At 46.9% G+C, this 2,818-nt stretch carries 3 protein-coding genes; all 3 read right to left on the minus strand.

Features of this window, described 5'->3' with window-relative positions; genetic code table 11:
• The coding region (locus ACMHKJ_RS15220; protein WP_005651251.1) for a GTP-binding protein at positions 1 to 105 on the minus strand (105 nt) is incomplete at its 3' end.
• Between the two features lie 76 nt (positions 106 to 181).
• Entirely contained in the window at positions 182 to 2,308 is a 2,127-nt protein-coding gene (fusA, locus tag ACMHKJ_RS15225; protein WP_413495198.1) for an elongation factor G, read from the minus strand.
• A gap of 79 nt (positions 2,309 to 2,387) precedes the next feature.
• Positions 2,388 to 2,818: 30S ribosomal protein S7 (gene rpsG, locus ACMHKJ_RS15230; protein WP_413484251.1), on the minus strand; the 431-nt coding region annotated here is incomplete at its 5' end.

Consider the following 2,818-nt stretch of genomic DNA (forward strand, 5'->3'; position numbering starts at 1 on the left):
AACGGTAGTGATTGCAGCTGTCAGGGTAGTTTTACCGTGGTCAACGTGGCCGATAGTACCAACGTTAACGTGCGGTTTTGTACGTTCAAATTTTTCTTTAGACACGACTCTATTCCTTATAGAGTCCCTTCTTCACTGTGAGAAGGGACTGAAATTAACGAGTTAAACCGGTGATAACCGATTATTTTGCATTACGCGCTTCAATGATAGCCTGAGCTACGTTGTTCGGCGCTTCATTATACTTCAGGAATTCCATGGAGTAAGAAGCACGACCCTGGGTCTGTGAACGCAGGTCAGTTGCATAACCAAACATTTCAGACAGTGGCACTTGCGCACGGACGATTTTACCGGTAGGCATGTCATCCATACCTTCGATCATACCGCGACGACGGTTAAGGTCACCAATTACGTCACCCATGTAGTCTTCAGGTGTTTCCACCTCAACTTTCATGATTGGTTCCAGCAGCACAGGTTTCGCTTTTTTGAAGCCGTCTTTAAATGCCAGTGATGCAGCCAGTTTAAACGCCAGTTCAGAGGAATCGACATCATGGTATGAACCGTAATGCAGACGAACACCCATATTTACAACAGGGTAGCCTGCTAACGGACCAGATTTCAGCTGCTCCTGAATACCTTTATCAACCGCAGGGATGTATTCACCAGGAATCACACCACCTTTAATTTCGTTGACAAATTCATATTCCATGTTAACGCCGTCAGCATTCTTTTTGTTCAGAGGGAACATGTCGATAATAACATGACCGTACTGACCACGACCGCCTGACTGTTTCGCGTGCTTACCTTCAACATCAGCTGCTTTAATCGTGATCGCTTCACGGTAAGCAACCTGAGGTTTACCCACGTTTGCTTCAACTTTAAACTCACGACGCATACGGTCAACCAGAACATCCAGGTGAAGTTCACCCATACCTGCGATGATTGTCTGACCAGACTCTTCGTCAGTTGATACACGGAAAGATGGATCTTCCTGCGCCAGACGGCCCAGTGCGATACCCATTTTTTCCTGGTCAACTTTAGTTTTCGGTTCGATAGCAACAGAAATTACCGGCTCAGGGAACTCCATACGTTCCAGGATGATTGGCGCATCGATGGCACACAGAGTGTCGCCTGTCGTTACGTCTTTCAGGCCGATTGCTGCTGCAATGTCACCAGCGCGAACTTCTTTGATCTCTTCACGTTTATTAGCGTGCATCTGAACGATACGACCAAAGCGTTCTTTTTTCGATTTAACCGGGTTCAGTACGGTATCACCAGAGTTAACAACACCAGAGTATACGCGGAAGAACGTCAGGTTACCCACGAACGGGTCTGTTGCAATTTTGAATGCCAGCGCAGCAAACGGATCTTCGTCAGTTGAATGACGTTCCGCAGGTGTGTCTTTACCATCATCCAGAATACCTTTGATTGCAGGTACTTCAGATGGGGAAGGCAGATACTCAATAACTGCATCCAGCATTGCCTGAACACCTTTGTTCTTAAATGCAGAACCGCAGGTAACCAGGATAATTTCGTTAGCCAGAACGCGCTGACGTAATGCTGATTTAATTTCAGCTTCAGTCAGTTCTTCGCCTCCGAGATATTTTTCCATCAGTTCGTCTGATGCTTCAGCTGCGGCTTCAACCAGATTCTGGTGCCATTCTTTAGCTAATTCCTGCAGATTTGCAGGGATATCTTCGTAGATAAAGCTTGCGCCCTGATCTTCTTCACTCCACTGAATCGCTTTCATTTTGACCAGGTCAACAACACCGGTGAATGACTCTTCAGCGCCGATAGCAATCTGAAGAGGAACCGGAGTTGCCCCTAAGCGGGTTTTGATCTGATCAACAACTTTCAGGAAGTTTGCACCCATACGGTCCATTTTATTAACGAACGCGATACGTGGTACATGATATTTGTTCGCCTGACGCCATACGGTTTCAGACTGTGGCTGAACACCACCAACAGCACAGTAAACCATCACAGCACCATCAAGAACACGCATGGAACGTTCTACTTCAATTGTGAAGTCAACGTGTCCCGGGGTGTCAATGATGTTGACGCGGTGTGGTTCAAATTGTTTACCCATGCCGGACCAGAACGCAGTGGTTGCTGCGGAGGTGATAGTAATACCACGCTCTTGTTCCTGCTCCATCCAGTCCATTGTTGCAGAACCTTCGTGAGTTTCACCAATTTTATGGTTCACACCTGTATAGAACAGAATACGTTCTGTGGTGGTGGTTTTACCGGCGTCGATATGTGCACTGATACCGATATTACGGTAACGTGAAATGGGTGTTTGACGAGCCATTATTTCCTCTCTTAGGTCGTTCGTTTGATTTAGTCGGGTAGCCAATTGGCTACCCTATACTCAATTCGCTACCGTTTGATTACCAACGGTAGTGTGCGAACGCCTTGTTAGCTTCTGCCATACGGTGAACGTCTTCACGTTTCTTAACGGCAGTGCCTTTGTTTTCAGCTGCATCGGATAATTCATTTGCCAGGCGCAGAGCCATGGATTTATCACCGCGTTTACGGGCAGCTTCAACGATCCAACGCATTGCTAACGCATTACGACGGACCGGACGAACTTCAACCGGAACCTGGTAGGTAGAACCACCGACGCGACGGGATTTAACTTCCACAGTCGGACGGACGTTATCCAGCGCTAATTCAAACGCTTCCAGGAAGTCTTTACCTGAACGCTGAGCCAGGGTATCAAGCGCGGTATAGACAATTGATTCTGCAGTAGATTTTTTACCATCTACCATCAGGATGTTTACAAATTTAGCCAGCAGTTCTGATCCGAACTTAGGATCTG

It is taken from the genome of Morganella psychrotolerans (assembly GCF_965118875.1).
GTDB classification, from domain to species: Bacteria; Pseudomonadota; Gammaproteobacteria; order Enterobacterales; family Enterobacteriaceae; genus Morganella; species Morganella psychrotolerans_C.

Coding starts and splice junctions, on each gene's coding strand:
- fusA (WP_413495198.1), bottom strand. CDS start 2,308: ATGGCTCGTCAAACACCCATTTCACGTTACCGTAATATCGGTATCAGT.